The following is a 26,719-nucleotide window of genomic DNA, read 5'->3' as shown; positions in this document are numbered from 1 at the left end:
TGCCAATAAAATTAGGCGATAAAGCGCAAAATCACATTCGAACTAAGCAGTCTGGCCCCAAGATAGATTTCAAATCTGCGCTCAAACTTGGCGATGCTGTTACGAGTGCATCAATCTTCATAGTTGTTAGTACGCCTTGGTCATCGATCTGCATATGTACTTCTCGTTTGCCGGGATGCGAACGCAGAATTTCCTTCATGCGATCGACTACTGGTGGCGTGCACTGCGCAATTGGCAAAGAGATTAATAGCGGCCCAACTGGTCCAGTCGAAACATCGAGGGACTTCATTTCAAGCGCAGTAAAACGCAAAACTTCATCGCGACGCTCGAATCGACCTCGAACTGTTACAACGCGATCTTCAATCAAGGTAAGTGCATATTGATTGTAAGTATTCGAGAAGAAGAGAACTTCGATAGCGCCTTCGAGATCTTCCAGGCTAACAATCGCCCACGATGAACCTGTGCGAGAGACTTTGCGTTGAACGCCGGTAATCAAGCCACCTAAAGTGACCATGCCATCTGGCGTGCTCTCATCACTTTGTAGCGCGCTAATAGACATATCGGTATTGGAACGCAAGATATGTTCAACGCCAAGAAGAGGATGATCTGAAACATAGAGGCCCAACATTTCGCGTTCAAAGACCAGCAGCGTTGCCTTATCCCATTCAAATGTAGGTATCTCAATTTCCAGACCTGAAACTTGCGTCATCGAGTCACCTCCGAAGAGATCAAACTGTCCAATCGCTTCTGCGCGCTTGGTTTCGATGACTGAGTCAATTGCCTCTAGGTGAACTGACATCAACGCTTTACGTGGATGGTTTAGCGAATCGAATGCTCCACCTTTGATTAAAGATTCAATTGTTTTCTTATTGCAAACTTGCGCATCTACTTTGGCGAGGAAATCACCGAATGAGGTAAATGCTCCCTTTGTTGTACGCGCAGATTTAATTGAAGCGACCACGCCTTCACCAACGTTACGGATTGCAGCAAGCCCAAAGCGAATATCTTTGCCACGCGGTGTGTATTCAGCATTTGATTCATTGACATCGGGGGGAAGAACCTTGATGCCCATACGACGGCACTCGGATAAGTAGAGCGCTGACTTATCTTTATCATCACGCACACTGGTAAGCAGGGCCGCCATATATTCGGTTGGATAATTCGCCTTTAAATAACCGGTCCAGAACGAGACAACTCCATAACCTGCGCTATGTGCTCGGTTAAATGCATAGTCAGAAAAGGGAATAAGAACATCCCATAAACGTTTGATGGCGGCGGTTGAGAATCCATTTTCTTTCATACCAGCTTCAAAAGGTATGTACTCCTTATCCAGAATTTCCTTATTCTTCTTACCCATCGCCTTACGCAAAAGATCTGCGCGCCCAAGTGAGAACCCCGCAACTTTCTGGGCGATCGCCATTACTTGTTCTTGATAAACAATAAGACCGTAGGTATCTCCCAAAATTTCTTGGAGAACTTCAGAGAGCTCTGGATGAATTGGTTCTACTGGTTTGCGACCATTCTTACGATCGGCATAGTTATTGTGTGCATTTTCGCCCATAGGACCAGGGCGGTAGAGCGCGATAACCGCAGATATGTCGGCAAATGAATCTGGCGCCATGCTGCGAAGGAGTGCGCGCATTGGTCCACCATCGAGTTGAAATACACCAAGTGTGTCACCGCGCGATAAGAGTTCGAAAGTTTTTTGATCTGACAGTGGTAGATCTTCAAGGACTATATCTATTCCTTGATTCTCTTTAATATTTAAAAGCGCGTCATCTAGTACGGATAAGTTACGAAGACCCAAGAAATCCATCTTTAACAAGCCCGTTGATTCGCAGGCGCCCATATCGAACTGGGTAATGATTGCTCCATCGGCTTCGCGGCGATGAATTGGGATTACATCAAGAAGTGGTTCACGCGAAAGGATGACGCCAGCGGCATGCACGCCCCATTGGCGCTTGAGTCCTTCGAGTCCGCGCGCTAAATCAACGACCTTCTTTGAATCAGGATCGGTGTTGTAGAGCTCGCGAAATTCGCCGGCTTCGCCATGGCGTGAGTCTTGTGAATCAAATACTCCAGCAAGTGAAATATCTTTTCCCATCACTGAAGGTGGGAGCGCTTTCGTTAACTTCTCACCAATTACATATGGATAGCCTAAAACGCGTGTGGCATCTTTAATTGATTGCTTAGATTTAATTGTTCCGTAGGTGATGATCTGGGCTACGCGATCTTCGCCGTATTTCTCAGTTGCATAACGGATCATCTCGCTGCGCCGACGTTCATCAAAGTCCAGATCGATATCAGGCATAGAGATACGTTCTGGATTTAAGAATCGCTCAAAAAGTAAGCCGTGTTCGATTGGATCAAGGCCGGTAATTCCGAGTGAGTACGCAACTAATGAACCCGCAGCAGAGCCGCGACCAGGACCAACACGGATTCCAACTTTCTTGGCATGTGCCACTAGATCTGCAACAACTAAGAAGTAACCCGGAAATCCCATATTGGCCATGACATCTAATTCGTAATTTAAACGAACGCGATGAGCATCTGTTGCCTTATCTCCAAAACGTGTAACCAACCCGCGCTCTGCCTCTTTACGTAACCAAGAATCTTCTGTTTCACCTGGCGGCACCGCAAAGGCGGGCATGAGATTTTCGCCTTCGCGGAGTTTTACGTTGCAGCGTTCGGCGATGAGCAGAGTGTTATCGCATGCTTCAGGCAGATCTTTAAAGAGTTCACGCATTTGCGCAGGTGACTTTAGGTAGAACTCATCGTTATCAAACTTAAAGCGCTTTGGATCTGCCAGAGTTGAACCAGATTGCACGCAGAGCAGGGCTTCATGCGCAGGCGCATCTTCATGGCGGGTGTAGTGCAGGTCGTTTGTCGCAAGCAGCGGCAGTTTAAGTTCGCGGCCAAGTTTGATGAGATCTTCCTTAACGCGCCTTTCAACATCAATGCCGTGATCCATTAGTTCAAGGAAGAAGTTATGTGCGCCAAAAATATCTCGGTAATCACTTGCCGCGCGCATCGCTTCTTTATAATTTCCCATACGCAGGCGAGTCTGGATTTCTCCACCCGGGCAACCAGTAGTTGCGATCAAACCATCAGCATATTTAGAGAGTAGTTCACGATCCATACGCGGCTTGTAGTAATAACCTTCAAGGGATGCAAGAGATGAGAGCTTAAATAAATTAGCGAGTCCATGATTGTTCTCGGCCAAGATGGTCATATGCGTATATGCACCGCCGCCTGAAACATCGTCCTCTCCACCATCGGCCCATTGCACCTTCTTCTTATCAAAGCGCGATTCTGGAGCAACGTAGGCTTCGATACCAATGATCGGTTTAACGCCCGCCTTGACCGCTTGTTTATAGAAATCAAAGGCGCCGAAAACATTTCCGTGATCAGTCATTGCGATCGCCGGCATCTCTTGGCGGGCTACTTCTTCTACTAGATCGCCGATACGTGCGGCACCATCGAGCATTGAATATTCAGTATGCACATGAAGGTGCACAAAAGAATCTTTACTCGCTTTTGGCTGGGTTGGGTTTTCGGTTGTCACAGTTGCACAAGATTAGTCGTTACGGCAGAACAGCTTCGGATAGCAACGCCAAGCAAGCCTGAAGGTCAGGTGCATAGGGAGCGTTGAGAACCAGTTCTTCGGATGAGACGGGATGTTTAAAGCGAAGTTCAAGGGCGTGTAACCAAGGACGTGACATGGCTAACGATTTTCCGAGGACTGGATCTGCTCCATAAGTTGTATCGCCAACTAGCGGATGATTTAGCGCCGAGAAGTGAACTCGGATTTGATGCGTGCGTCCGGTCTCTAACTCAACTTTAACGAGTGAGACGGAGCGATAAAACTCGATAACTTCGTAGTGGGTGATGCTCTCTTTGCCCTCGGCAATAACTGCAAAGCGATGATCTTCTTTTGGGTGGCGATCGATAGGCGCATCGATGGTTCCAGAAACAGGATCCATATGACCTTGCACGAGCGCGTGATAAGTCTTTTCAACTTCGTGGTTGCGGAATGCTTCCTTCAATCGTGTGTAGGCAATATCAGTTTTTGCAACGATCATTAAACCGCTCGTGCCAACATCTAAGCGATGAACGATTCCAGCGCGTTCGGAAGGACCCGATGTAGAAATTGTGTAACCGGCTGCCAAAAGCGCGCCGACAACGGTTGGCCCCATCCATCCTGGGCTTGGGTGCGCGGCGCAACCAACCGGTTTATCAACTACGACAATATGTTCATCATCGTAAACAACGCGCAACCCATCAAGTGGAGTCAGCGGAATTGGATCTTGATTTAGCGGTTCTGGCATCAAGACATCGATAACTTGTCCGCTCGTTACGCGCTCTGACTTAGCCATCGCTCGCCCTGAAGTTGTGATGTCGCCATCTTCGAGAAGTTTTACGATTGCGGTGCGCGAAAGGCCAAGGACTCGCGTGAGGGCGCTGTCGATTCGCTCGCCCGCAACTCCTTCAGGAACGCTTAATGTGCGCGCTTCGCGTGACATTTACGCCTCCTCGGAACTATCTTTTTTCTCGACATTTGCTGGCTCTATCGGAGAAATATTTTTAATTGACAGGACCACTGCGATCACTGTTGCAACCACAATAGCGCTATCTGCGATGTTAAATACCGGCCAATTTGGTAACTCAATCCAGTCGATCACATGGCCGGTGAAGAAGCCCGGCGCACGGAAGATTCGATCAGTTAAGTTACCTACGATTCCGCCAAGGGCTAGACCAATCACAATCGCCCATCCCTTTGAGGTGATCTTTGGTGCGTAGTAAGCAATTGCGGCTACGACGCAACAAGCAAATATTGAGAGAATAAAAGTTGCACCCGTCGCAAAGCTAAATGCCGCTCCAGAGTTTTTTACCAGCGTTAACTGCAGGAATGATCCAATCAATTTAATGGGATCTCGGGAATCTAAATTAGCGATCGCCCAAGTCTTGGTAGCGAAATCGATTAGCCAGATTATCCAGGCGATTAGATAGAGGCGTTTAACCAAGCCAAACTTTGCTTTGCCGGAATTGGGTTGTGAAGCTGGGCGCACCTTAGCGCCGCTCTTCCTTCTGCTTACAGATCATGCAGAGGGTAGCGCGTGGAAATACTTGCAGGCGTGCTTTGCCGATTGGGCTGCCGCACTCTTCGCAACTTCCATAAGTTTTATTGTCGATTCGATCAAGGGCGCGCTCTGTTTGTAAGACCATATCGCGCGCGTTGATTACCAGAGACATCTCGTGTTCACGTTCAAAAGTTTTGGTACCTGAATCGGCCTGATCATCTCCAGCGCCTTCACCAGAATCAGAAATCAACTCATCCATCTCTGCTTCTACAAGAACAAGTTCACGACGCAAGCGTTCAAGATCAGCAGAGATTTCAGTGCGAACTGCCTTTAACTCTGCAGCCGACCATGGCGCTTCACCATCGCTGGCAGTTACTGGAGTTGGCGCTGCTTTGATTGGTTTAAGCGGCGCAACTTTCTTTCCACTCTTGACTGGGCGTGGAGGTGGGGGCATTACTAGACGGCGCTCTTCAATTACTGGAGCAGCAACTGGCGCAACAACTGTTGCAACGCTAACTGTTTGAGATTTTTCATCAACGGTAAGAGTTGTCTTTCCAGCCTTAGATGGGAAAGGTCGAACTGGCGCTTTCTTCAAGGCAGATTTCTTGGCTGGCGCTTTTTTAGCAACTTTCTTAGCAACTTTCTTAGCAACTTTCTTAGCAACTTTCTTTGCTGGCGCTTTCTTAGCAACTTTCTTGGCAGGAGTTTTCTTGGCCGCGGCTTTCTTAGCAGGCGCCTTCTTTGCCTTGGCTACCTTCTTAACCGGCTTCTTCACGGTCTTCTTTTTTGCTGGCACGCCGCGCACCTTATGCCCTTTTCCACGCGCCACCAACTTTGCCACTCATCGACCGCGCAAATTCTTGAACAGTTCTGCGCAAGGCGGGCGTTAGACTCGCCTCCTTATGAATTCTCCAAAGATGCGCCCAATTCCCGCAGCGATCGACCTCCCAGGTATGGAGCGTTCGATCCTAGATTTCTGGCGCACCAATTCGATTTTCGAGGCGAGCACGCAAGCTAGAGAAGGCGCGCAACCTTGGACCTTCTATGAAGGCCCACCAACAGCCAATGGAATGCCCGGAACTCACCACATCGAAGCGCGCGTCTTTAAAGATGTCTTTCCGCGTTATCAAACGATGAAGGGCAAATATGTAACTCGCAAAGCAGGTTGGGATTGCCACGGCTTGCCAGTTGAGATCGCTGTCGAAAAAGAGTTAGGTTTTACTGGAAAAGGCGATATTGAAAAATACGGAATTGCCGCCTTTAACGATAAGTGCCGCGAATCAGTAACTCGCCATGTTGATGCATTTACAACGATGACCAACCGGATGGGTTTTTGGGTTGATTTTGATCAGGCTTATTGGACGATGGCTCCTGAATATGTCGAAAGCGTTTGGTGGAGCTTAAAAGAGATATGGAAGAAAGGTCTTCTAGTTCAAGATCACCGCGTTGCACCATATTGCCCGCGTTGTGGAACCGGCCTCTCCGATCATGAGTTAGCGCAGGGATACGAAACAGTTACCGATCCATCTGTATATGTTCGCTTTCCAGTTACATCTGGTGAATTAGCAGATCTTGGTGCGGCTCTGCTTGTCTGGACAACAACGCCTTGGACCTTGGTTTCAAATACCGCTGTTGCGGTTCACCCAGATGTTGATTATGCCGTCGCTGAAGTTGTGGTTGAAGAAAACCGCGAAGTCCTAGTTGTTGCAGAGGCTCTTCTCAGCGCACTCTCCGGTGAAGTTAAAGTTTTAAAGGTTATCAAGGGTAGAGATCTCGAGCGCGTTACTTACAAGCGCCCACTAGATTTGATCGAGATTCCAGATTCGCATTTCATAGTTCTGGCAACATATGTAACAACTGAAGATGGAACTGGCTTAGTTCACCAATCCCCTGCCTTTGGCGCTGACGATTTAGCGGTTTGCCGTGGTTATGGTCTTCCTGTTGTAAATCCAATCGCACCCGATGGAAAGTTCTTAGCCGATGTTCCACTAGTTGGCGGGGTCTTCTTTAAGGAAGCCGATAAGACTTTGGTTAAGGAACTTAAATCATGCGGTGTTTTATATAAGCACCAGCCATTTGAGCACCCATATCCACACTGCTGGCGCTGTCACACCGCACTTATTTATTACGCGCAACCATCTTGGTATATCCGCACGACCTCAATTAAAGATGAGTTGATCCGCGAGAATAACAAGACCAATTGGCATCCCGAGACAATTAAGACTGGCCGTTACGGTGATTGGCTCAATAACAACATTGACTGGGCGCTTTCGCGAAATCGTTTCTGGGGAACGCCGCTACCGATCTGGCGTTGCGAAGATAAACATGAAGTCTGCGTTGATTCACTTGCTGAACTCGGCGCACTAGCTGGACAAGAACTTTCCAACCTTGATCCACATCGCCCATTTGTTGACGACATTACCTTTCCATGTGCGCAATGTTCCAAGGTTATGAATCGCGTACCTGAAGTTATCGACTGTTGGTATGACTCAGGCGCAATGCCATTTGCTCAGTGGGGCTATCCACATAAGCCTGGTTCAGTTGAAAAATTTAAAGCTGCTTATCCTGCCGACTTTATCTGCGAAGCGATCGATCAAACGCGCGGCTGGTTCTACACGCTGATGACAATTGGAACCTTGGTCTTTGATCAAAGTTCATATAAGAGCGTGCTCTGCCTCGGCCACATCCTTGATAAAGATGGTCGCAAGATGAGTAAGCACTTGGGCAATGTCCTTGAGCCGATTTCGCTAATGGATCAACACGGCGCAGATGCAGTGCGTTGGTACATGTTGGCCGCCGGATCTCCTTGGTCTGCGCGCCGCGTTGGCCACGATGCAATTAGCGATGTTGTACGCAAGACCTTACTTACCTACTGGAACACAATCTCATTCCATACTCTCTATGCCGAAGCATCGGGATTTGAGCTAAGCCAATCACCAGCGCTCAAGGATCGCTCGATGATGGATAAGTGGATCATCAGCGAGCTAAACGCACTTGTTCAAGAAGTTGATAAGTCATATTCAGAATTTGATTCACAGAACGCAGGTAAGGCGCTAGCCAGATTTATCGATGACCTTTCTAATTGGTATGTGCGACGCTCGCGTCGTCGTTTCTGGGATGGCGACACCGCTGCCTTGGCAACACTTCATGAATGTCTAGTCTCGCTGACTCAACTACTTTCACCGATGGTTCCATTTATTACCGAGCATGTTTGGCAAGAGTTGGTAAAGGTTGCAGATCCATCCGTTGCCGCCTCTGTGCACCTAACAGATTTCCCTATCGCCGATCCTTCCCGAATTAACCTAGAACTAAATGCGCAAGTTGCGATGACTCGACGCGTTGTTGAATTGGGCCGTTCTGCTCGCGCTGAATCGGCGATCAAGATTCGCCAGCCACTGCAACGCGCTCTGATTTCTGCAAATGGCTGGTCAACTCTGCCAACAGATATGAAGGAACAGATCGCAGATGAGTTAAATGTGATCGATCTAGCCGATATCGCCGATGCCGATGGAGATTTAGTTGAAATCTCTGTAAAGGCTAACTTCAAATCACTCGGCGCTAAGTTTGGCAAAGAGGTTCAAGATATTGCTAAGGCGATTGCTGCTACCGATCCAACAGAACTTGTTAAGGGTCTTCGTAAATCTGGCAGCGCCAAAGTGGGCACATGGGATATTGATTTAGCTGATCTCGTTGTGACTGAAGTGCCGAAATCTGGCTGGATGGTTGCTAGCCACGATGGCGAATCGGTAGCCCTTGATCTAGCGCTAACACCTGAATTAATTGAGGCCGGAAACGTTCGTGAAGTAATCCGCTTTATCCAAGAACGTCGCAAGAGCGATGGCTTTGAGATCTCGGACCGGATCAAAGTTCGCTGGAACGCAGAACAATCAGTTCTATCTGCAATTACAAGTGCAAAGGCGCATATCAGCGATGAAGTACTTGCTCTCGAGTTCGAGCGCGATGAAACGATTGCAACTAGCGATAACGAACTTGGGATCGAAGTAGTACTTAAAAAAGCTTAGAAAGTTAGATCTAAAGTACGACGATGATGATGCTCTTGGCCAGGCTAATGCCGATCAAGAGAACGATAAATGAAAGATCAATTGCTACTCCACCTAAACGCAGCGGTGGCACGAAGCGACCAACAAATTTCATTGGCGGATCGGTTATTGAATAAATCAATTCGAAGAAGGCGATCAAGAAAGATTTAGGGCGCCAATTTGGTGCAAAAATTCTGGCGTAGTCAACAATTAAGCGAATGAAAAGTGCATACTTGAAGAGATCAAGTAGCGTGAGCAGGAGTGAAGTAATCATTAACTGAGAGGGAAGGTTCTTAAATCAACTCTGGTTAAAGAAACTTGCCTGTGCTGCAGCGGTCTTATCTTCGCTGCTTACATTTACATTTGCAGGTGAGAGAAGGAAGACTTTATGGCTAACGCGTTCGATACGTCCGTGTAGACCAAATACAAGTCCGCTTGCGAAGTCGACTAGACGTTTACGTTCGCTCTCTTCCATGTCATCGAGATTGATGATGACTGGATTACCTTCGCGGTAGTGCTCGCCCATTTTGCGGGCTTCAGAGTATGAACGTGGTTGCAAAGTGATGATGTGGTAATTCGACTCTTGAGCTGGAGCAGCTGCCACAGTTGAACCAACGACGGTTACGCCAGCGCGATCACGAGATGGGCGTGCGATCTCGCGTGCTGGACGTTCAGTGTTGCGAACTGGAGTTGCTTCTTGTTGTTGAGCTTCTTCATCGGTATCTACCAAACCGAGGTAGCCCATCATTTTATTGAGTGCAGACATAGGTAAAGGTTAGGGGTGATAGGTCCGCGAACCGAGGATTTGGCTACCTATCCGAATATGTGTCGCGCCATGGGCGATGGCAATTTCAAAGTCAGAACTCATGCCAGCAGATAGTGATTTTGCGCTTGGGAATCGGCTGATAAAACGTTGGTGAATTTGCGCGACCTCGGCGAAGGCGAGTTGATGTTCATACTCAACTGGGGGAACGCACATCAACCCTTTGAGTTCTAGCGCCGAACTTGTAGCAACTACATCGGCAAGGCCTGCCAGTTCTTGCTCAACTACTCCCCCTCTATCGGGTGCGCCATCTAGAGAGAGTTGGATAAAGACGCTAATTTTCTTATCTAGCTCTTCGCAGATGCGGTTTAACTTTTCGATATGACTGATTTGATCTAAGGAATGAATCACATTGGCCCAAGAAGCGATCTCACGTAATTTTCGACTCTGCACTTGTCCTTGATAATGCCAAATCCCAGGTACCTCTAAGGATTTCACTGCGCCTTCTTCGGTTCGATTCTCACCAAAATTTCCTTCGCCAAGATCGCGAAGAATTTGAACATCAGATACCGGATAGGTTTTTGTAACAGCGATCAAAGTTATCTCGGCAAGATCGCGACCAGCCAAATGGGCGGCGCTAGCAATTCGTGACTTCACATCTTGTAGTGAGTTGCTTATAAATTCACGGCGTTCAGTCATAGCCAGACCAACCCTGCTTGGCGCCCAGTGGCTCCATCTCGCCTATAAGAGTAGAGATCTCCGTGTTCTAAGGTGCAACGACTTTGGTTATCAATATCTTTTATCCCCAATTTTTGAAGATCTGAGATGAGGGCAGAGATTAGATCCAGAGAAGGAGTTCCGGATGGGGTTTGGCTAGCGCTCTCTGGATGGCTTGCAGCCACTTCGCTAAAGATTTCTTTTGAGACTTCATAGCATTTGCCACAAATAGCGGGGCCGATAATCGCTGTAACCTGGGCATCGGAAATCTCGCGCATTACATCTATCGCTTTTTCGGCCACTCGATTTAGTAAACCTTTACGACCAACATGAACTGCCGCAACGGCTTCCTTAGATTTAAGTAAGAGTGGAATGCAATCGGCAACCATGACCGCAAGAGTTACTCCCGGAATTCCCGTAACTAGCGCATCCGCAGTTGGAATTTCGTCAGTTACTTCTTCGATGATCGCAACGCGATTGCCATGGACTTGGTTCATATATTGAGTGGGTCCAAATCTTGCGGCAATCAAAGCGCGATTGCTGGTAACTACCTCCGGAGTATCCCCAACATGGTCTCCCAAGTTAAGGGATGCAAATTCACCAGAACTGTTGCCACCTAAGCGATCGGTAAAGAAGGTTCCCATAGTTAGCTCACTCGCCTTTGGAGTGGAGCTAATTACTTCATAAAGTCGGGAACGTCGATCTCATCTTCAGCAACGAGATCTTCAAAGGTAACGCGCTTACGAGGTGCGCTGCCATCGAGATCAAGGGCGACAGAAATTGGATCGTTACTTGGAATTGGATTAGCGATTCCTGAAAGGCTCGCCTTATCAATTACCGGAACTGAAACCTTCTTTGGCTCTCCGCCATCAAAGCCAGCAGCAATAACAGTAATGCGAACTTCATCGCCTAGAGCGTCATCAATAGTTGTACCGAAGATTATGCGGGCATTGGGATGCGCAGCTGCTTGAACTAGTTCGCAAGCCTCGTTGATCTCAAAAAGCCCAAGGTCTGATCCACCAGCTACCGAGAGAAGAACTCCCATTGCACCGTCAATTGATGCTTCTAGTAGTGGACTTGAGATCGCCAGTTCTGCGGCACGTGTTGCGCGATTTTCACCGCGCGCAGATCCGATTCCCATAAGAGCAGAACCAGCATCGGTCATAACTGTTTTAACATCTGCAAAGTCAAGGTTGATAAGACCTGGTTGTGTAATGATTTCGGTAATTCCTTGAACGCCGGAGAGAAGAACTTGATCAGCGCTCTTAAATGCATCGACTGCAGTTATGTTGCGATCTGAAATTGCAAGTAAGCGATCATTTGGAATAACTATCAAGGTATCTACTTCTGCACGGAGTAGTTCGATTCCTTCATCTGCTTGCGCAGAGCGAATCTTTCCTTCAAATGAGAACGGACGAGTTACAACACCGATTGTTAGCGCACCAAGATCGCGTGCGATCTTTGCAACGATTGGCGCTCCACCTGTACCGGTACCGCCACCTTCACCTGCTGTAACGAAGACCATATCTGCGCCACGTAAAATTTCTTCAATATCTTCTGTGTGATCGATCGCTGCTTGACGACCTTTTTCAGGAGCAGCGCCTGCGCCAAGACCTTTAGTTGATGCGCGACCAATATCTAGTTTCACATCAGCATCGCTCATCAATAGATGTTGTGCATCGGTATTAATTGCAATGAACTCAACGCCTTTTAATCCAACATCAATCATGCGATTAATTGCATTGACTCCACCGCCACCAATTCCAACTACTTTGATGACAGCTAAATAATTCTGTGGTGCAGCCACAATATCCCCCTTTAGAACTGTAAACCTCTACTTGAGAATTACATTTCTACTCTCTGTAATAAGGGCAACGTAAGGCGTTAAGCAGGCGAAAGCAAAGACCGACTCAAAGATTTTTCAACGAATTTTTCAACGAATTTAGAGAAAAGACATCGAGTAAATATTTAAAAAAATTTTAATCTTCACATCACTTCACGATAGGAGCATGTGGAGCACTTACATCAATCATCCGTAAATTCTTATTCTCTTCTCGCTTTAACAGCGCCTCGATTACCTCAACCTTCAGATCTGTATCTTCGCCATCTCCCCAAATAATTCGTAGATCCTGTCCTTCAAATCTGCCGTAAATTAAGAAGTTATCGCTGCGGGCAGCGCTCATGCGATCGATATTTTTGCTGAAGCTTTCAGGTAGCGATGTAAAGACTTTAATCGCCGCCAGCCCCCCATCAACTGATTTGGCGCTTACCTTCGGAAGTCCTTCTTCAATATCTGCCGGAGTGGCAAAGGTATTTCCTGAAGAGTCAAGTACTACTTGAGGTTTACCTGGTTGGCTATATAGAGCGATTGGAGTTCGTGTTGTAATCGAAATCGAAACTCTTCCATTAATCCAATTTCTTGAGACCTGCGAACTTTCAATCCAATCAAATGAACGTAAACGATTCGAGAGTGACCTGGGGTCAACTCTGGCTAACTTTTCGCCTTCTGCGATATTTAAAGAGCGCGAGATTGCAAGTTGACTCTCTTTAGTCGGCGCCCCAATTATTTCAACACTTCTGACTGAAAGTAGTGGAGACCAACCTAGAAGGTAAGAGCCTGCGCCAAAGATGAGAATGACGACGATTGCGATGCGCGCGGTTTTGGGGCTTATCTTCATTTTTTTCAGATCTTTAGACCGGTGAGTTAAATCGGCGCGCTAGCCCATCGCAGATAATTGGCGCCAGTGAGTTCACGTCTCCTGCACCAAGGGTCAGGATTACATCTCCTGGTTTTGCATTTTCGATAACCCAGTCAGATGCCTCGATAAAGTTTGGAATAAATTGGCCGCGTTCCATTGCGGATGCGATCTGCGCAGCGCTTACACCGGTAATAGGTTTCTCGGATGCAGCATAGATTTCAAGGAGAATTACTTCATCGGCTATATCTAACGCCGTTGAGAACTCCTTCATAAATGCTTGCGTTCGCGAATAACGGTGCGGTTGAAATATCGCAAGAACTCTTCCATCACCGGCATAGCGCTTTGCCGCTTCTAACGTCACGGTAATTTCAGTGGGGTGGTGTCCGTAATCATCGATTACGCGAATTCCATGAACCGTTCCCTTTAACTCAAAGCGACGCCCGGCGCCATGGAAACTTGCTAATCCGGCAAGTAGTTCGGCAGCTGGTGCGCCAAGGGCTAGGCCCATCGCTAAAGCTGCGCCTGCATTTAAAACATTGTGTAAACCAGGAACTTGCAACGAGAGAGTCCCGACTAAGCGGCCGTTCCAAAGCGCTCTCGCCGTTGATCCCATCGCCAATAGATTGATTGAATCGATATATAGGTCGCTACCTGCGGTAGTTCCATAGGAAACAACTTTTAGATCAGGGCGCAATTTGGGGTCTCTGCCCAAAGCGGCAGAACCCGCATCATCGGCGCAATAAACCAGAACTCCATCTTGACTAATGGTTGCAGCAAAAGAGTTAAATGCGTTGGTTACATCCTCAGGCTTTGCGAAAAAGTCAACGTGATCGTGCTCAATATTTGTAACGATCGCTGCATTGGGATGGTATTCAATAAATGATCCATCAGATTCATCGGCTTCGGCGACAAAGAGATCGCCCGTTCCTTTATGAGCATTAGATCCTGATGAAGTCAACGTGCCACCGATCGCAAATGAAGGATCCAATCCACATGATTGCAGCGCAACAGTCAACATCGATGAAGTAGTCGTCTTGCCATGAGTTCCGGCGACAGCGATGCTGCGATCTTGCGACATTAAAGTTGCTAGCGCCTGCGCACGCGTCAGTACAGGAATCTGTAACTCTTGGGCGCGAATCAACTCAACATTACTTGTACCGATAGCTGTTGAAAAAATAATGTAGTCAGCGCCATCTACCTGGCTCGCTTTATGCTCTGGCGAAACCTGCGCTCCAAGTGCCTGCAGCGCGCTTAATACCGTTGAATCTTTGGCGTCAGAGCCTGTAACTGTAATCCCGTGCGAGAGAGCAATGCGCGCTAAACCGCTCATGCCTGCCCCACCAATACCGATGAAGTGCAGGCGCTTGCCCGACCATTTCGAAATATCGTTTGCCATTACTTCGCCTTCACTTTCAAGGCTTCTTCCATAAGAGCCACGATTTTTTCGCTGGCGTGCAAATCAGAAGCGTTGCCTGACGGGCTAGCCATCTCGCAATTCTTAAGTAAGCGATCTAGGTGCTTTTCAATCCATTGCGAAGTGAATTCGCTTTGATCGATGATTTCTCCACGAGATTGTTCGGTCACCAAACGGGCATTTACTTTCTGTTCGCCATTTCCAATCGGCAGTGGAATAAAGAGCGCATATTTTCCGAGCGCATTTACTTCTGAGCAAGTTACGGCGCCGCTACGCGCGATAATCAAATCTGCAGCTAGATAAGTGCTGGCCATATCTTCGAGATATGAGACAGGTTTGTAATTAGGTGCAGCTTTGGGAAGTTGATTTGATTTGCCAACTGCGTGGAGCAGTTGTGCACCATTCTTTTCAAAGATAGGGAGAGAATCGGCGATTACCTTATTGAGCGCTACCGAGCCTTGGGAGCCAAAGAAGATTGCAATGACTGGTGCCTTTTCACTCATTCCTAGAGCAGCCTTTGCTTTACTCCGCGCTGCTGCCCAATCGCTGCCGCTAACTTGAAGAGCTTTCGACACATCAGAACGCAGTGGCAGCCCAGTAATTAGCGCCCTGCTCAACTTTCCTGATTTAACTGGTTGAGCGACCGCTAGATGGTTTGTGAAAAGTGCGCCTAAGCGATTTGCTAAACCTGGCTTCGCGTTTGCTTCATGTATGACTATCGGAATCTTTAAGGAGCGAGCGGCTAAATACGCCGGTGCAGAAACATATCCCCCGAAACCGATTAAAAGATCGGCGCCTTTAAGCACTGCGCGGGCTTCAAGAAAGGCCTGAGTTAATGTCGTAGGTGCGACAAAGAGTGAGAGTGAGATTTTGCGGGGAATAACTACCTTCGAGATATGTGAGAGGTTAAATCCTGCTGCAGGGACTAGTTGATTTTCGAGCCCTGATTTAGTTCCGAGGAATTCAATCTGATCGCCTGAGTGATTTGCGCGCCAGGTGCGGGCGACGGCAAGGGCTGGTTCGACATGGCCAGCAGTTCCACCGCCTGCAAGAACGATCTTCATGATGTGCGTAATCTACGCCGTTCTATCGCTTTCTGGAGTTCATTGGAAACTTCAGGATCGCGCAGCGCGCTGCCAAATATGTAACCGAGTCCGATATAGAGAGAAGTTAGCGCTGAGCCTCCATAGGAAACAAAGGGAAGAGTTACACCGACAACAGGTAGCACACTAGTTGCTGAACCAATGTTAAGAACTGTCTGTACTGCGATCCAACAGCCGATTCCAGAGCCAACATAACGAGACATTGGATCTTTGCAACGAAGCGCGATTTTAAAGATTGAAAAGATCAGCGCTGCAAGTAAGGCTAGAACCGCAAGAGTGCCGAGTAGCCCGAGTTCTTCACCGATTACTGCAAAGATAAAGTCGGTATGTGCTTCGGCAAGGTTGCCCCACTTTTGGCGACTACCCCCTAGACCAACTCCAAAAATTCCACCAGATGCTAGCCCGAGCAAACTATGTGCTGGTTGCCAACCTGCGTTTTTATACTGCTCTGCTGCGAATGGATCAAGTACAACAAGAAATCTTGCGGCACGATAGCCAGCGGTTGCAATAAGCGCTGCCAGAACAACTGCTCCGGCTGCAACCAATGTACCTAGCAAGCGAAGTTCAACGCCTGAAACAAAAAGTAATCCGCCGAGTATTGCTGCAACAACGCATGCCGTACCAAGATCGCGACCCAACAAGATTAAGAAGATAACAACCATAAATCCCGGAGTAATAAGAGCAAAGACATTAATCCGAGTCTTTCCGTTCTTCTCTTGATTTGCCAATAAGTAGCTCGCCCAGAGAATCAAGAGGAATTTTGAGATTTCACTTGGCTGCACATCGACAAATGGAAGAGCGATCCAGTTGGTATTTCCGTTAACAGTCTTTCCAACTCCAGGGATCTGCAGGATGGCGAGAATTGCAACTGAAATTAGTAAGCCAAATCTTGCCAACCAACGCCACTGGGTTAGCGATCTTTGGGATAGGTAGATTGCTAACGGGATAGATAGCGCGAAGAAGAAGCCTTGACGCAGAACGATTGCAACTGCGTTACCTCTTGTATCCAGTGAGTGGATCGAAGATGCAGAAAAGACCATCACTAAACCGATAACCGAGAGTGCGAGTGAGCTGACTGCCAAGATATAGAAATTGTTAACTGGTTTTGCGAAGAACTTGGCCGGGGCGCTCATTGGACTACTTTCTTTACCGCTGCTGCAAACCTATCTCCACGATCGGAGTAGGAGATGAATTGATCCATTGATGCGCAAGCTGGGGCGAGTAAGACCCGATCCCCGGTCTTAGCGCGTTCAGCGGCAGCTTTAACGACCGCCTCCATCAGTGAATTATCTTTACCGCCTCGCTGATATGTGCTGGGCGCATCGACGTAAACGATTTCAATTTCTGGTGCTTGCGAACGCAATTCATCGGCGATTAGCTCGCGGTCGGTACCGATAAGAATTGCAACTTTAATTCTTGATTTGCACTTAGCGATTAGCTCTTGCATCTCGGCGCCCTTAGCCAAACCACCTGCGATCCAGATAGACGATAGCGCTGAGTTTAAAGATGCAACTGTGGCATGGGGATTTGTAGCCTTTGAATCATTTACCCAAGAAATCCCATTTGTATTTGCGACTTCTTCGATGCGGTGTCTTCCCAATGAGAAATTTTGTAGAGCGCTGCGAACTGCTTCTGGAGATACGCCAAGGGCTCGAACCAGCCCTGCGGCGGCCAAGGCATTTGCCACGTTGTGTGGAACGGTAGGTTTTACATCAACTATCTCTGCAAGCATCGCCGCTTCCTGGGGATCGCTAACAAATGCACGATCTACCAATAACTCTTCAACTACGCCGATTTCACCAGGTGCAGGTGTGTCGAGTGAGAAAAAGACTTTGCGTCCTTGCCAGTGCGCTGCTTGATTTACGACTTCCAAATCTGAAGAGTTAAAGACTCCCGTCGATGCGCGATCTAGAATCGAGCCCTTAACGCGCGCGTACTCGGTGAAAGTGCCATGCCAATCAAGATGATCCTCTGCAATATTTAAAATCGCTGCCGCCACAAAACTTGCTTCTCTTAACCAGTGCAATTGAAACGATGAGAGTTCGAGAACTAGTACTTCGTACTTTTCAGTGCTCTCTACGCTTTCAATTACCGTCGTACCAACATTTCCGCAAGCAATGGCTGCAACCCCACCTGCGCGCAGCATTGCCGCCGCCATTTCAACAGTTGTTGTCTTTCCATTGGTTCCAGTTAAAGCGATCCACTTTTGACCAGGAACAAGTTCTGCGCGAAAAGACCAAGCCAGATCAATCTCATTTACCAAACGTATGCCAGCGGCTTGCGCCTTAACGATGAGCGGATGGCTCTCTTTCCAGCCTGGTGAGATAACAACAAAAGAAAAGCCGTCAACTTTTACCTGATCTGATTTAGAAACTTTAAATCCTTCTACAGTTTCAACCTGGTCATCGGCGAAGAGAATTGATGCGCCTTTAGCGCTGAGTGATCTGGCGACTGCTATTCCAGTTACTCCAGCGCCAAGGATCAAAAAACTCTCGCCCGATAAGTTAATAGCCATTTCTTATCGGCCTTATGCCGTAACCCATTGCGCGTAGAAGAGCCCTAAGCCAGCTGCGACGCAAAGGCCAGCGATGATCCAGAAGCGAAGCACAATTGTTACCTCACCCCAGCCCATTAATTCGAAGTGATGTTGCAGTGGCGCCATCTTGAAGATTCGCTTTCCACCTGAGATTTTAAAGTAGGCAACTTGCAGAATCACTGAAGCGCTAATGATTACAAATAAGCCACCTAGTGGAATTAGTAGTAACTCAATACGCAGCGTTGTTGCGATTCCCGCAAGGGCGCCGCCCAGTGCTAGCGAACCGGTATCGCCCATGAAGATCTTTGCTGGCGAGGCGTTCCACCAAAGAAATCCGGCACATGCCCCGGCTAGCGCTGCAGATAGAACAGCAATATCTAACGGGTCTCGAACTAGATAGCAGTTAGCGCCAGGTGATACCGCGCAACTTTGACCAAATTCCCAAACGCCAATCAAAATGAATGCGATAAATGTCATCACAGCAGCACCGGTTGCTAAGCCATCTAAACCGTCGGTGAGGTTTACACCATTGCTGGTAGCGGTCACCATTATGACGACCCAGATGATCACCAAGGTAGTTCCTAAAGTAATTGAGGTATCGCGAACGGTTGATAAATTCTGTGAGATTGGCGTTAGCCCATCACGATCTGGAAAGTTGATACCTAAGTAAGCAAAAGTTGCAGCAACTACTATCTGCCCGAATATTTTCTGCTTGGCATTTAAGCCAAGTGATTTCTGGCGAGAAACTTTTAGCCAATCATCTAAGAATCCAACAAATCCCAGACCTGCCATTAAACCAAGAACTAAGAGCGCTGAGGTGCTAACTGTGTTTCGCGAAATTGCGTGGGCGATGAAATAACCAACTGCAGTTGCGAAAATGATAATGATGCCGCCCATGGTTGGCGTTCCGCGCTTGGTGTGATGCGAAGAAGGTCCATCATCTCGAATAATCTGTCCATAACCGCGGCGGGCAAGTATGCGAATTAAACCCGGCGTTCCAAAGAGAGATAAGAACAAGGCGATCGCACCAGCGATCAGAATTTCTCTCATTTAATTCTCTCCCCCAACTTCACGGCTATTCCACTTTTCAGTGATTGACTCTGCAACTTCCTCAAACTTCTCTGCGCGCGATGCTTTAACCAGAACAACATCTCCCTGGCTCATCTGACTAACTAACTCATCTGCCAACTCTTTAGAGTCAAGGAGGTGAACTGTCATTGCGCTGGAACCAGTAATCTGCGCGGCATACTCTGGAGAACCCACGCAGACGAGATGGTCAATTCCTAACTCTGAAGCAAGGGTGCCAAGTCGTGAATGGTGATGAAGTGATGACGCGCCGAGTTCATGCATCTTTCCCAAGAAAGCCCAGGATTGACCGCCCCGTTCTTGAGCAAAGAGCACCAAAGTGCGTAGCGCTGCCTCGGTCGACTCAGGGCTTGCGTTATAAGAATCATTAATCAGCACTAGTCCATTTAGCTCTGCGATCTCCATCCGCCACTTGCTGTGAAGCTCGGCGGTGGAAAGCGCACCGGCAATGAGATCAATCGAGATATTTAAGTTGGTTGCGATCGCTGCCGCAGCAAGTGCGTTCGATACTTGATGAATTCCGACAATTCTTAAGCCAACTGATGCACGACCTGCCGGAGTTACTAGATCAAAATGCGGACGGCCCTCGCGAATTTCAATATCTGTGGCTCGAACATCTGCACTTGTTGTCTCACCAAATGTCACCGTTGCGCCGCTGTGCAAGGAAGCCATTGCTGGCGTGTATTGATCGTATTGACCGAGAACCGCTATCGCAGAGCCGCTTAGTGATGAAATCATCTCTGACTTAGCTTTGGCGACTAACTCTTCGGATCCAAATTCACCAACGTGTGCAGTTCCGACTCTGAGAACAACTCCAATATCTGGAGTGGCCATCTGGCATAACTTTGCGATATCGCCAACATGACGAGCTCCCATTTCTAGGATGCAGAATCTGGTTTTCTCGTCGCATTGCAACAAAGTGATCGGTGCACCTAGTTCATTATTGAAGTTTCCAGCCGGGGCCACGGTAGGTGCGACGGTTTCCAAGATGTGGCGGAGCAGATCTTTACTTGTTGTCTTTCCTTGAGAACCAGTTAGCGCAATTACCTTTAATTCAGGTAGCGCCTGGCGAACATAAGATGCAAGTGAGTTAAGCGCTGCAAGAACATCTTTGACGACTATGCAGCGTTCGGGAACTTCTTTCGTTACAAAGGCGAGAACACTGCCGTGTGCAAAGGCATCTGAAATGTAATTGTGGCCATCAGTTCTTTCACCTACGAGAGCGAGAAAGATTGATCCTTGAGTAGCTTGATTGGAGTTAAAGACCGGTGCTGCAGTGACGGTGATATCACCGCCGATTAAATCTCCGCCGACGATCTTGGCGATCTCTGATGCCTTTAATTCAATCATTTCAAACCTGCAATCGCCTGTGCCAAAACTTTTCGATCATCAAAATCTAATTTCATTCCAGCAATCTCTTGCCCGAGTTCGTGGCCCTTACCCAAGATGGCAATTGTGTCTCCTTGTGATGCCAAAGATACGGCGTACTCAATCGCGCTCTTGCGATCTTCAATTACTCTCGCTGGCTCAGAAACTTTTAACTTACCAACCATCTCTTTGAGAATCTGGCTTGGATCTTCAGATCGCGGGTTATCACTGGTAAACACTGCAATATCGCAACCCTTGAGAAGTGCCTGCCCCATCAAGGGACGCTTTGAGGAATCGCGATCCCCACCGCAACCGAGCACGGCGATAACTTTTCCAGATGTAAATTCGCGAATTGATTCGAGCACGTTAGCGACCGCATCAGGAGTGTGCGCATAGTCAACAAAGGCCGAATAACTCTGACCAACGCTTACCTCTTCTAGCCGACCTGCTGCACCTGATAGCGCCGGAACAGCGGCTGCAATATCGATTGGATCCACACCAGATTCAACTGCGATAGCGATAGCCATTAAAAGGTTATCCAAGTTATAGCCACCGCGAAGTTTTGTTGAGGATTCAATAAGCATTCCGCCAGAGCCACGGATTTTAAAGTGAACATGCTTTCCAGATGTATCAATATCTGTAAAGTGCCAAGTAGCTTGTGGATTTAGTCGAGATAGAGAGATAACCGGAAGTTCAGTTGTTGACGCCAACTGCGCGCCATACTTGCTATCTATATTGATAACGGCTTGATCTGCAAATTCGTAGGTAAACAACTTGGCTTTGGCTGCAAAGTAACTCTCGATATCTCCATGAAAATCTAAGTGATCCTGAGTCAAGTTTGTGAAACCGACAAAGGCAAAATGTGCGCCTTGCATGCGATGTAAGACCATGGCATGGCTAGATACTTCCATGACTAGATGTCGCATATGTCGCTCGCGCATTACCGCCGAGAGCGCTTGCAAATCCGTGGCTTCAGGTGTTGTCCGCGAACTTTCGATGGCATCTTTTCCGATACGGGTTTCGATAGTTCCGATTAGCCCACAATCGCGACCAGCTGCTTCGAATATTTGATAAATCAAAGTAGAAACAGTCGTCTTGCCATTTGTACCGGTAATTCCGATACTCGATAGATCGCGCATTGGCTCGTTGTAGAGCAGAGCAGCGATATTGCCCGCAACGCGGCGCGGATCTTCCACAACTAGAACAGGGGTTCCCTTAACGTAAGCGGCTCCTGCGCTATCGGTCAAAATCGCTACCGCGCCTTTACTTACTGCGCTCATCGCAAACTCTGCACCATGGCGATTGGCACCCGGAATCGCAATAAAGAGATCTCCGGGTTCTACTTGATAATCGTTATGAGTGAGGCCGGAAATTTCTATCTTAGAAAGTTCCGCTTCGCTTAATTCACAAGTTGCAGTGACAGCACCAGCGACTTTCGATAACTTTAAAGTGCTCTGGCTAAATGGGCGCATTATCTGCTCTTTAAACTCGCCTGTGCGGTCGCCGCAGTTTCGCGACGCTCTTTCTGGCGAAGCTCTGCTTGGGTTAGCGCTACTGGAAGAACTTTTGTTCCAGTTGGTGCAACATGCTCTGCTTGCAATACAAATGTCATAACCTTTTTAAATACTGGACCACCGAGTGAGCCTCCGTAGTACGAGCCCTTTGGATCTTGAATAGTCACGCTAACAACATACTTTGGAGCATCAGCAGGGGCAAAGCCAATAAATGATGCGGTGTATCCGCTGTAGCAACCACAATCAACGTTGTAACGTTCGGCAGTTCCAGTTTTACCTGCCACTCGATATCCGGGAATCGCCGCACTTGGCGCGGTTCCGTGTCCTGAAACAACTGATTCCATCATCAAGCGAACCTGTTGTGCTGTCTTTGCGCTAACTACTCTCTCACTGGTGCGATCTGCAGCAACGGTAAATTTCCCAGTTGTGTCGCTAGTGCCTGCAATAACAGTTGGAGAAACGCGAACACCATCATTTGCGATAGTTGCAAAGATGCTAGTTGCCTGCATTGCTGTAACCGAGTATCCCTGACCAAAAGCAACAGTTGGCGCTGTAGTTCCAGACCAATCGCTGACAGGGCGGAATAACCCTTTAGATTCACCAGGTAGACCAGATCCCGTTGATACGCCGATTCCAAATTTAGTTAAATAGTTGTGCAACTTTTCGTTTGAAAGCATTTCGCCAATTTTTATAGTTCCAGTATTTGAGGAAACTGCCAAGATTCCAGAGGTTGTTAGATGCTGAACTGGATGGCGCTCATGGTCGTGGAAGGTATCTCCCCCGCGCTTGATTGAGTACGGAACAGATAGAACCGTCTCTGGAGTTATCTTCCCTTCTTCAAGCGCAGCAGCCAGAGTCATAATCTTTCCAGTTGAACCAGGCTCATAAACATCTTGTACCGATGGATTTCGCATCAGTGATTGAGAAACCGTCTTAGTGTTATTTGGATCAAATGTTGGAGCAGTCGCATGCGCCAAAATATGGCCAGTCTTTGGATCCATGACAATTACTGTTCCGCTAGTTGCACGAGATTTGGAAACCGCTTCTTGAATAGCTTGCGCTGCAACCCACTGCACATCACGGTCGATAGTTAAACGAACCGTTGTGCCCTTCTTTGCCGCAACTATTTCATTCTGTGAACCAGGAATTTCGGCACCTAAGCCACGCGCATATGAATAACGTCCATCGGTTCCGGAAATCAGTGAGTTCATACTTGATTCAAGTCCAGTAGCACCGATTCCATCTTGGCGAACAAAACCGACAAGAGAGGAGACAAGAGAGCCAGATGGATACTCGCGGATGTAGTTGCGCTCGGCGAAGAAACCTAGAATTCGCTTATCGAAATTCTCTTTCGATAGCGCTGCATTATGAGCATCGATGGAATCGCTTAAGGTGCGCCAAATCGCAGGCTTCGCATTTCGAGCAACCATCGAATAACGCTTTGTTCCAGATATCGCGCTCTGTACTTGCGCAACTGTCATTCCAAGGATTGGCGCAGCAAAATTCGCACTGGCAGGTGCATCGGTAATCAAAGTTTGGTCAACGACGATATTTATCGCTGAGACGCTGCGTGCAAAGGCAACGCCATTTATATCGGTTATCTCACCGCGCGCAGCTGGGATGGCACGCGTTGACTCCATCTCATTGGCAGCTTTAGCGCGATAGTCGCTGGCTTGGATCGCCTGGATTTGAATCAAGCGCGCCGCAAATAGTAGGAAGAAGATCAAGATAAAGACGATGAGTATGCGGATGCGAGATGCGGCCAGATTTAAATTACCCACGGGCTACATCTCCATTAGTAGTTTCATTAGTTAATTTAGAATTCGCGGCGTCTGCAACAGGTGCCAGGTTTAGAAATACGGGAGATTCAGATGGGCGCATTCCGAGCTCGGCTGCTTTCTTAGCTAGCGCTTCTGGCGATGATGCGAGATCAATCTGGCGGTTAATCGCCTCACGTTGATCTGCAACGATCTTGGCTTCAGCCTTTAACTCTGAGAGCGTGAAGGCATCTTGTGCCAGCAAAATATTTACAACGAGCAAGAGCAGCAAACCGATACCGGCAACTGCTGATAAGAAGGTTGCAAAGAAGCGATGAGTAGCTTGAGCGCCATCAGAAACATTTGGTACTAACTTTAAGAAGACTTCCGCTGACTTCTCAGAGAGCTTCTGGCGTGGAGCGCGTGGGGTGCGAGTTGCAATCGTCTGGGTAAGTGCCATTTAAGCAGCCAACCTTTCGATCGCACGTAAACGAACCGATGCCGAACGCGGATTGTTAGCTAACTCTTGATCAGAAGGTGTTTCACCTGATTTGGAAACAAGTGCAAACTTCGCAGCAAATTCAGGGAGATCAACTGGAAGATCGCGTGGCGTCTTTGAAGTCGAACGCTCAACAAATATCTCTTTAACGATGCGGTCTTCTAAAGATTGGAAGGAGAGAACGACTACGCGTCCCCCAACCATTAAGAGATCAAGGGCAACGGGTATCGCGCGCGTGATTGCACCGAGCTCGTCATTGGCTTCAATTCGCAGGGCCTGGAAGGTGCGTTTCGCTGGATTACCACCGGTACGACGGGTTGCAGCAGGAATGCTCTCTTTAACTAATGTGGCAAGTTCTTGGGTTGAGTTAAGAGGTGCTTTCGCACGGGCCTTAACAATATTTTCAACGATACGTGTTGCAAACTTTTCTTCACCGTAAGTGCGCAGAATCTTTACCAGTGCACCTGGAGCATAGGTATTTACGATCTCTGATGCAGTAATGCCACGAGTACGATCCATGCGCATATCAAGTGGTGCATCTTGTGAATATGAAAATCCGCGATCTACCTCATCTAATTGAATGGATGAAACGCCAAGATCAAAGAGGATTCCATTAACGCTTTTATACCCATGGCTAGCAACAACTTCACCGATGCGATCGAAGATTGCGTGGTTTGGTTTGAAGCGATCTCCGAAGCGAGCAAGGCGTGCAGATGCGCGCTCTAGAGCAATTGGATCGCGATCGATGCCGATAACGGTAAGGGTTGGAAACTTTTCAAGGAGGGCTTCGGTGTGACCGCCCAAACCAAGTGTGCAATCAACGATAACTGGTGATTGGCTTAGCAGAGTTGTTGGAGAGAGTAGTTCAATGCAACGATCAAGCATTACTGAAATATGTTGCGTACTTGCATCGTTCATACACTCCCCCTTTTCTTAACTAGTTATCTCGCAATTACTTCTTTAACTTCATCTCTCATCTCTGGTCACCGCCGGCCGACGGATCTAACGAAAGCGACACCGGGGAAGGGGTGTCGCTGCCGGCTTTAGGTCGGCGGTGGCCACAGATGAGAGCGCTATTTAGTTTTTTACTTGCTATTTAGTTGTTTTATTAAGTTGTTTTAATTTTTCTCAGAAGAGACCCGGAAAAATCTCCTCTGAAACCTCGGCAAAGCCCTTTTCACGATCTGATAAATAAGAGTTCCAAGCTGCGTTATCCCAAATTTCAACGCGCGTATTTGCGCCGATAACAACGCACTCTTTTTCAAGTCCTGCATATGTACGAAGTCCTGCAGGAATAGTTACGCGACCTTGGCGATCAGGAATTTCATCGTGTGCGCCGGCAAACATCACGCGCATGTAATCGCGCGCATTCTTTGATGTAACTGGTGCCTGGCGCAGTGTTTCGGTGATCGTTGCAAATTCAGCAGATGGAAAAACGTAGAGACAGCGTTCTTGTCCTTTTGTGATTACTAAACCTGCAGAGAGTTCTTCGCGGAATTTTGCGGGAAGGATTAAGCGGCCCTTTTCATCAAGGCGTGGCTCGTGGGTACCGAGAAACATCTTCGCGAACCCCCTTCCCCGAGGACTCTTGTAAGCGGCAATTCCCGCTTAATCCCCCACTTTACTCCACTTTCCTCCTTTTTCAACCACCCTCCGCCACCTATCCCCCACCGCCTCCCCACGCCTCCCCACCCGATTTTGGACAGCAAAAAAGCCCCCGCGTGAGCGAGGGCTTGGTAGGTCTGATTTAGCGGCGGTTAGCCGTTATTGCGCTGATCCCAACGATCTTCAAAGCCTTGGGTGAAGCCCTTTCCAAAGCCTTTACCGCGTGGGCGCTTGGCAAAGGAACTCTGGCGAGCGCCGTTAGCTGCAGCCGAGATCGCATTAGCCAAGACGATTACGCCTACGAGGGCGAAGATAAAGCCGACGACGCCGACGGCGGTGACTTGTGCGATTAGACCGGCAAAGAGAGTGGCGATTCCTACGATGAGAGCGACCACACCAATTGCAGCGCCTGGGCCGCGACGGCGAGTACCTGAGAGCGTAGAGACGAGTGCTGGGTCATCAGCTGATAGAGCCTGCTCCATCTCGGCTAGCAAGCGTAATTCGCGATCGGAAAGTGCCATATGCCCACAATAGAAC

23 protein-coding genes are annotated in these 26,719 nt (G+C 48.1%); 1 reads left to right on the top strand and 22 read right to left on the bottom strand.

Annotation, left to right across the window (positions count from 1 at the left end; translation table 11 throughout):
* Positions 1 to 31 precede the first annotated feature (31 nt).
* The 4 genes from dnaE to A1sIIB106_RS02835 are packed head-to-tail and all read right to left on the bottom strand — an operon-like array spanning position 32 to position 5,877.
* Positions 32 to 3,565: a DNA polymerase III subunit alpha gene (gene dnaE / locus A1sIIB106_RS02850; protein ID WP_095677298.1), complete on the bottom strand. Its 3,534-nt coding sequence runs from the start codon at positions 3,563 to 3,565 to the stop codon at positions 32 to 34.
* Positions 3,566 to 3,584: 19 nt separating this feature from the next.
* Entirely contained in the window at positions 3,585 to 4,523 is a 939-nt protein-coding gene (locus tag A1sIIB106_RS02845; RefSeq protein ID WP_095677297.1) for an RluA family pseudouridine synthase, read from the bottom strand.
* Positions 4,524 to 5,069, bottom strand: a complete 546-nt coding sequence (locus A1sIIB106_RS02840; protein ID WP_223299515.1) for a signal peptidase II — start codon at positions 5,067 to 5,069, stop codon at positions 4,524 to 4,526. It abuts the gene before it with no gap.
* 1 nt (position 5,070) lies between these two features.
* Complete coding sequence (locus A1sIIB106_RS02835; RefSeq protein WP_223299514.1) at positions 5,071 to 5,877, bottom strand: TraR/DksA family transcriptional regulator; 807 nt, start codon at positions 5,875 to 5,877, stop codon at positions 5,071 to 5,073.
* A 106-nt stretch (positions 5,878 to 5,983) separates the two neighbouring features.
* Here A1sIIB106_RS02835 and ileS point away from each other — a divergent pair, with 106 nt between their 5' ends.
* Positions 5,984 to 9,103 (top strand): isoleucine--tRNA ligase, encoded by a 3,120-nt coding sequence (ileS, locus tag A1sIIB106_RS02830; protein ID WP_095677295.1) that lies wholly within the window; start codon positions 5,984 to 5,986, stop codon positions 9,101 to 9,103.
* A 10-nt stretch (positions 9,104 to 9,113) separates the two neighbouring features.
* On the opposite strand, the gene A1sIIB106_RS02825 is transcribed toward ileS, so the two are convergent.
* From A1sIIB106_RS02825 to A1sIIB106_RS02740, 18 genes are all read right to left on the bottom strand, one after another.
* Positions 9,114 to 9,395, bottom strand: coding sequence for a YggT family protein (locus A1sIIB106_RS02825; protein WP_095671000.1), 282 nt, complete (start codon positions 9,393 to 9,395; stop codon positions 9,114 to 9,116).
* Positions 9,396 to 9,419: 24 nt separating this feature from the next.
* Positions 9,420 to 9,887 carry a cell division protein SepF gene (locus A1sIIB106_RS02820; protein WP_095677294.1) on the bottom strand — a complete coding sequence of 156 codons (468 nt, stop codon included), beginning with the start codon at positions 9,885 to 9,887 and terminating at the stop codon, positions 9,420 to 9,422.
* Between the two features lie 9 nt (positions 9,888 to 9,896).
* Positions 9,897 to 10,583 carry a YggS family pyridoxal phosphate-dependent enzyme gene (locus A1sIIB106_RS02815; RefSeq protein WP_095677293.1) on the bottom strand — a complete coding sequence of 229 codons (687 nt, stop codon included), beginning with the start codon at positions 10,581 to 10,583 and terminating at the stop codon, positions 9,897 to 9,899.
* A complete protein-coding gene (gene pgeF, locus A1sIIB106_RS02810) occupies positions 10,580 to 11,245 on the bottom strand; it encodes a peptidoglycan editing factor PgeF (RefSeq protein WP_095677292.1) in 666 nt (221 codons plus the stop codon). The genes A1sIIB106_RS02815 and pgeF overlap by 4 nt, the downstream gene beginning before the upstream one ends.
* Positions 11,246 to 11,277: 32 nt before the next feature.
* Positions 11,278 to 12,408: a cell division protein FtsZ gene (gene ftsZ / locus A1sIIB106_RS02805; RefSeq protein ID WP_095670996.1), complete on the bottom strand. Its 1,131-nt coding sequence runs from the start codon at positions 12,406 to 12,408 to the stop codon at positions 11,278 to 11,280.
* Positions 12,409 to 12,592: 184 nt separating this feature from the next.
* The gene (locus A1sIIB106_RS02800) at positions 12,593 to 13,279 is read right to left on the bottom strand and encodes a cell division protein FtsQ/DivIB (RefSeq protein ID WP_095677291.1); all 687 of its coding nucleotides are present in this window, start codon (positions 13,277 to 13,279) and stop codon (positions 12,593 to 12,595) included.
* 13 nt (positions 13,280 to 13,292) lie between these two features.
* Positions 13,293 to 14,696, bottom strand: coding sequence for a UDP-N-acetylmuramate--L-alanine ligase (gene murC, locus A1sIIB106_RS02795; RefSeq protein ID WP_095677290.1), 1,404 nt, complete (start codon positions 14,694 to 14,696; stop codon positions 13,293 to 13,295).
* Positions 14,696 to 15,778 (bottom strand): UDP-N-acetylglucosamine--N-acetylmuramyl-(pentapeptide) pyrophosphoryl-undecaprenol N-acetylglucosamine transferase, encoded by a 1,083-nt coding sequence (locus tag A1sIIB106_RS02790; protein ID WP_223299513.1) that lies wholly within the window; start codon positions 15,776 to 15,778, stop codon positions 14,696 to 14,698. The genes murC and A1sIIB106_RS02790 overlap by 1 nt, the downstream gene beginning before the upstream one ends.
* Complete coding sequence (locus tag A1sIIB106_RS02785) at positions 15,775 to 16,950, bottom strand: peptidoglycan glycosyltransferase FtsW (RefSeq protein ID WP_095677288.1); 1,176 nt, start codon at positions 16,948 to 16,950, stop codon at positions 15,775 to 15,777. Before A1sIIB106_RS02785 ends, A1sIIB106_RS02790 begins: the two co-directional genes overlap by 4 nt.
* Positions 16,947 to 18,332: a UDP-N-acetylmuramoyl-L-alanine--D-glutamate ligase gene (murD, locus tag A1sIIB106_RS02780; protein ID WP_095677287.1), complete on the bottom strand. Its 1,386-nt coding sequence runs from the start codon at positions 18,330 to 18,332 to the stop codon at positions 16,947 to 16,949. The genes A1sIIB106_RS02785 and murD overlap by 4 nt, the downstream gene beginning before the upstream one ends.
* A gap of 12 nt (positions 18,333 to 18,344) precedes the next feature.
* On the bottom strand, positions 18,345 to 19,403 hold the full coding sequence (gene mraY, locus A1sIIB106_RS02775; RefSeq protein WP_095677286.1) for a phospho-N-acetylmuramoyl-pentapeptide-transferase: 1,059 nt from the start codon (positions 19,401 to 19,403) through the stop codon (positions 18,345 to 18,347).
* On the bottom strand, positions 19,404 to 20,789 hold the full coding sequence (locus tag A1sIIB106_RS02770; RefSeq protein ID WP_095677285.1) for a UDP-N-acetylmuramoyl-tripeptide--D-alanyl-D-alanine ligase: 1,386 nt from the start codon (positions 20,787 to 20,789) through the stop codon (positions 19,404 to 19,406).
* A complete protein-coding gene (locus A1sIIB106_RS02765; RefSeq protein WP_095677284.1) occupies positions 20,786 to 22,279 on the bottom strand; it encodes a UDP-N-acetylmuramoyl-L-alanyl-D-glutamate--2,6-diaminopimelate ligase in 1,494 nt (497 codons plus the stop codon). Before A1sIIB106_RS02765 ends, A1sIIB106_RS02770 begins: the two co-directional genes overlap by 4 nt.
* A complete protein-coding gene (locus A1sIIB106_RS02760) occupies positions 22,279 to 24,102 on the bottom strand; it encodes a peptidoglycan D,D-transpeptidase FtsI family protein (RefSeq protein ID WP_095677283.1) in 1,824 nt (607 codons plus the stop codon). The genes A1sIIB106_RS02765 and A1sIIB106_RS02760 overlap by 1 nt, the downstream gene beginning before the upstream one ends.
* Entirely contained in the window at positions 24,095 to 24,538 is a 444-nt protein-coding gene (ftsL, locus tag A1sIIB106_RS02755; protein ID WP_190277206.1) for a cell division protein FtsL, read from the bottom strand. The genes A1sIIB106_RS02760 and ftsL overlap by 8 nt, the downstream gene beginning before the upstream one ends.
* Positions 24,539 to 25,495 carry a 16S rRNA (cytosine(1402)-N(4))-methyltransferase RsmH gene (gene rsmH / locus A1sIIB106_RS02750; protein ID WP_095677282.1) on the bottom strand — a complete coding sequence of 319 codons (957 nt, stop codon included), beginning with the start codon at positions 25,493 to 25,495 and terminating at the stop codon, positions 24,539 to 24,541.
* Between the two features lie 210 nt (positions 25,496 to 25,705).
* Positions 25,706 to 26,137: a division/cell wall cluster transcriptional repressor MraZ gene (gene mraZ, locus A1sIIB106_RS02745; protein ID WP_095677281.1), complete on the bottom strand. Its 432-nt coding sequence runs from the start codon at positions 26,135 to 26,137 to the stop codon at positions 25,706 to 25,708.
* A 197-nt stretch (positions 26,138 to 26,334) separates the two neighbouring features.
* Positions 26,335 to 26,703 carry a DUF3040 domain-containing protein gene (locus A1sIIB106_RS02740; protein ID WP_095677280.1) on the bottom strand — a complete coding sequence of 123 codons (369 nt, stop codon included), beginning with the start codon at positions 26,701 to 26,703 and terminating at the stop codon, positions 26,335 to 26,337.
* Between the last annotated feature and the right edge of the window lie 16 nt (positions 26,704 to 26,719).

Origin of the sequence: Candidatus Planktophila lacus (genome assembly GCF_002288325.1) — a bacterium.
In the GTDB taxonomy this organism is placed as follows: Bacteria; Actinomycetota; Actinomycetes; order Nanopelagicales; family Nanopelagicaceae; genus Planktophila; species Planktophila lacus.
Note: the sequence above shows the minus strand (reverse complement) of the source record. Positions and strands in the feature narration are given on the sequence as shown.